The sequence below is a fragment of the Polaromonas sp. P1_E3 genome (assembly GCF_056405935.1).
Genome location: NZ_JBFUBD010000242.1, coordinates 1 through 4224, shown reverse-complemented (window position 1 = coordinate 4224; position 4224 = coordinate 1). Strand labels below are relative to the sequence as shown.

Here is a 4224-nt window from a genome sequence, read left to right as displayed (position 1 = left end):
CAGTGAGATGCCTGACTCCAAGCTGCCGCAGGTTGACCTGCTCGATGGTGCCCTGACGCGCCAGGAAACCGTGGCGCCCGAGACGCTGGAGATGACCTCGCGGCTGATCGAGAAAAAACTGAAAGATTTCGGCGTGGAAGTGCGTGTGGTGGCTGCGGCGCCAGGCCCCGTCATTACGCGTTATGAGATTGAACCGGCCACGGGCGTCAAGGGTTCGCAGGTCGTCAACCTGGCCAAGGACCTGGCGCGCGCGCTGAGCCTCGTTTCCATCCGCGTGATCGAAACCATTCCCGGCAAGAACTACATGGCGCTGGAGCTTCCCAACGCCAAGCGCCAGTCCATCAAGCTCAGTGAAATCCTGGGCTCGCAGGTGTACAACGAAGCCAAGTCCATGCTCACGATCGGCCTGGGCAAGGACATCAGTGGTGCGGCAGTGGTGGCCGACCTGGCAAAAATGCCGCACTGCCTGGTCGCCGGCACCACCGGCTCCGGCAAGTCGGTCGGCATCAACGCCATGATTTTGAGCCTGCTCTACAAGGCCGATGCGCGCGATGTGCGGCTGCTCCTGATCGACCCCAAGATGCTGGAAATGAGTGTCTACGAAGGCATTCCACACCTGCTGGCCCCGGTGGTCACCGAYATGCGCCAGGCCGCCCACGGCTTGAACTGGTGTGTGGCCGAGATGGAAAAGCGCTACAAGCTGATGAGCAAGCTCGGCGTGCGCAACCTGGCCGGTTACAACGCCAAACTTGATGAGGCCAAGGCCAAGGGCGAATTCATCTACAACCCTTTCAGCCTTACGCCCGAGCAGCCCGAGCCGCTGGAGCGCCTGCCCTACATCGTGGTCGTGATCGACGAACTCGCCGACCTGATGATGGTGGTCGGCAAGAAGATTGAAGAACTCATTGCCCGCCTGGCGCAAAAAGCCCGGGCCGCCGGCATCCACCTGGTGCTGGCCACACAACGCCCCAGTGTCGACGTGATCACCGGCCTGATCAAAGCCAATATCCCGACCCGCCTGTCCTTCCAGGTCAGCAGCAAGATCGACAGCCGGACCATTCTTGACCAGATGGGTGCCGAGGCCTTGTTAGGAATGGGTGACATGCTTTACATGCCGAGTGGTACAGGCTTTCCAATCCGGGTGCATGGTGCGTTTGTGAGCGATGACGAAGTGCACCGCGTGGTGGCCTACCTCAAGCTGCAGGGTGAACCCAATTACATCGACGGCGTACTCGAGGGCGGTACGGTCGATGGCGAAGACGGCGACCTGCTGGGGGACGGTAGTGGCGGCAACGGCGGCGGCGAAAAAGATCCGATGTACGACCAGGCTGTGGAAGTCGTGCTGAAGAACCGAAAGGCCAGCATCTCGCTGGTGCAGCGTCATCTCAAGATCGGCTACAACCGCGCCGCGCGGCTGGTCGAAGACATGGAAAAAGCCGGGCTGGTCAGCGCCATGAGCGGCAGCGGCCAGCGCGAAATCCTGGTGCCCTCGCGGGCGGAGTGACGATCATGAAGAAATATTTTGCTACTGTTTTGATAGCTGCTTGCGCCCATCCTGTATGGGCTAACGGCCTTGAAAGCCTGGAAACTTTTGTGAAGACCGTCAGCAGCGGCCGCGCCGAGTTCACCCAGGTAGTGACCGCGCCGGGCAAGGACGGCCAGGCCGCGCGCAGCAAGACCTCAAACGGTACGTTCGAGTTTTCGCGCCCCAACCGCTTCCGCTTTGTCTACAAGAAACCTTTTGAGCAAACCATCGTGGCCGACGGCCAGACTTTGTGGCTTTATGACGCTGACCTGAACCAGGTCACCTCGCGCAAGCAGTCGAGTGCTCTGGGATCAACGCCTGCGGCGTTGATCGCTGCGGCCCCCGACCTGCGGGCGCTGCAAGCTGATTTCACCCTCGCTGCGGCGCCCGATGCCGATGGCCTGCAGTGGGTGGTTGCTACGCCCAAAGCCAAGGACGGGCAGCTGCAGACCGTGCGTGTGGGTTTTCGCCCCGGCGAAAAATCCTCGGGCCTCGCCGCGCTTGAAATTCTTGACAGCTTTGGGCAGCGCTCCGTGTTGAGCTTCAGCAAGGTCGAAGTCAATCCCAGCCTGCCGGCCGATACATTCCGCTTCGTACCGCCTCCGAAGGCGGATGTGATCAAGCAGTAAAGACGGTTAAAACGGCGGCGTCGCGCCGGCGCAGCACACGCATTTAAGACAGCACGGCGCAAGAGACTCATGGCCACCAAATCCTCCCACCAGCCCCTGGCCGAACGCTTGCGCCCTCAAAACCTGGGCGAAGTGATCGGCCAGCAGCACTTGCTGGGTGAGGGCATGCCACTGCGCATCGCCTTCGAATCGGGACAGCCGCACAGCTGCATCCTCTGGGGCCCTCCCGGCGTCGGCAAGACCACCATTGCACGGCTCATGGCGAACAGCTTTGACGCCCACTTCATCACCATCTCCGCCGTGCTTGGGGGCGTCAAGGATATCCGGGAAGCGGTTGAGCAGGCGTCCATCTGGCAAGGGCAGGGCGGCAAGCGCACGATTGTTTTTGTGGATGAGGTGCATCGCTTCAACAAAAGCCAGCAGGATGCTTTTTTGCCGCATGTGGAAAGTGGCCTTTTTACGTTCATCGGCGCCACCACGGAAAACCCTTCATTCGAGGTGAATTCGGCCTTGCTCTCGCGTGCCGTGGTATACGTATTGCAGCCGCTCGGCGAAGCGGATCTCAAGCAAATAGTGGCCAGAGTGCTTGCTGAGCGTGCGCTACCAGCTATCGAAACCATAGCAGACGAGGCCGTTGACCGGCTCGTGGCCTATGCCGACGGCGACGCCCGCCGACTCCTCAACACGCTCGAATCYCTCAGCGTGGCAGCCAAGGCCGAAAAAGTGACCGGCGTTACGGATGCCTGGCTGCTCAAGGTGCTGGGTGAGCGGTTGCGGCGCTATGACAAAGGCGGCGAACAGTTCTACGACACCATCTCGGCGCTGCACAAGTCAGTGCGTGGCTCAGACCCCGACGCCGCGCTCTACTGGTTCATGCGCATGCTCGACGGCGGGGCCGAGCCGCGCTACATGGCACGCCGGCTGGTGCGCATGGCCAGCGAAGACATTGGCCTGGCCGACCCACGGGCTCTTCGCATGGCACTGGACGCGGCCGAGGTTTATGAACGCCTTGGTTCCCCCGAGGGCGAACTGGCGCTGGCCCAGTGCGTCATCTATCTGGCGGTCGCGCCCAAGTCCAATGCCGTTTACAAAGCCTTCAACGAAGCCAAAGCCTTCATCAGCAAGGACGGCACCCGCCCGGTGCCCCTGCATTTGCGCAATGCACCAACAAAGCTCATGAAGCAGCTCGACTACGGCAAAAACTACCGTTACGCCCATGACGAGGAAGACGGCTTTGCGGCAGGCGAAAATTATTTTCCCGAGGGAATGGCTGCGCCGGGCTTTTACCGCCCCGTCAACAGGGGGCTGGAGATACGTATTGCAGATAAGCTGAATGAGTTGAAAATTAAGAACAATAAGAAAAGCTAATAAAAAACAAAAGCCGCTGATAAAGGCTGATCCAGCCCCGAAAATACACTTCCTCAAGGGTAAACCCCRCGAAAACCGCATCGCTGGCTCGATTCTCGCTAGAGACGCTTGGCTACAATTTGCGGATTAGCTCGCCAACTTCACCAGCCATCCGGCTTTGATAGGCGGGCTTTTTGTTAACTCGCGCCAGCCACCGGTGATCCCGGCGGCAGGCGGCCGCCAGGCAGGGTTGGCAATTTATTTACACGGGAGAGTGAGTTATGGAAGTATTGCTACAGCAGATCATCAATGGTCTGGTGCTGGGCAGCATGTATGCCCTGATCGCCTTGGGCTACACGATGGTGTACGGCATCATCAACCTGATCAACTTTGCGCACGGCGAAGTGCTGATGGTGGGCGCTTTGACAAGCTGGACCATCATCGGCCTGATGCAAGACTCCATGCCGGGAACGCCGGGCTGGATCATTCTGCTGATATCGCTGCTGATCGCTTTTGTCGTTTGCGGCGCCCTCAATTTCGCCATTGAGAAAATCGCCTACCGGCCGCTGCGAAACTCTCCCAAGCTGGCCCCGTTGATCACCGCCATCGGCATGTCGCTGTTGCTGCAGACGCTGGCCATGATCATCTGGAAGCCCAACTACAAGCCTTATCCCACGCTGTTGCCTTCCGAGCCTTTCCAGGTCGGCGGCGCCGTCATCACCG

4 protein-coding genes are annotated in these 4224 nt (G+C 59.9%); all 4 read left to right on the top strand.

What is annotated here, in order from left to right:
* A partial coding sequence (locus AC1D0Z_RS16850) for a DNA translocase FtsK (RefSeq protein WP_477659368.1) occupies positions 1-1504 on the top strand: 1504 nt, incomplete at its 5' end.
* Between the two features lie 5 nt (positions 1505-1509).
* Positions 1510-2154 carry an outer membrane lipoprotein periplasmic chaperone LolA gene (gene lolA, locus AC1D0Z_RS16845; protein WP_477659367.1) on the top strand — a complete coding sequence of 215 codons (645 nt, stop codon included), beginning with the start codon at positions 1510-1512 and terminating at the stop codon, positions 2152-2154.
* Positions 2155-2223: 69 nt separating this feature from the next.
* Positions 2224-3522 (top strand): replication-associated recombination protein A, encoded by a 1299-nt coding sequence (locus AC1D0Z_RS16840; RefSeq protein ID WP_477659366.1) that lies wholly within the window; start codon positions 2224-2226, stop codon positions 3520-3522.
* A gap of 260 nt (positions 3523-3782) precedes the next feature.
* Positions 3783-4224, top strand: a 442-nt coding sequence (locus AC1D0Z_RS16835) for a branched-chain amino acid ABC transporter permease (protein WP_477659365.1), incomplete at its 3' end; no start/stop codon positions are given.

Coding starts and splice junctions, on each gene's coding strand:
- lolA (WP_477659367.1), top strand. CDS start 1,510: ATGAAGAAATATTTTGCTACTGTTTTGATAGCTGCTTGCGCCCATCCT.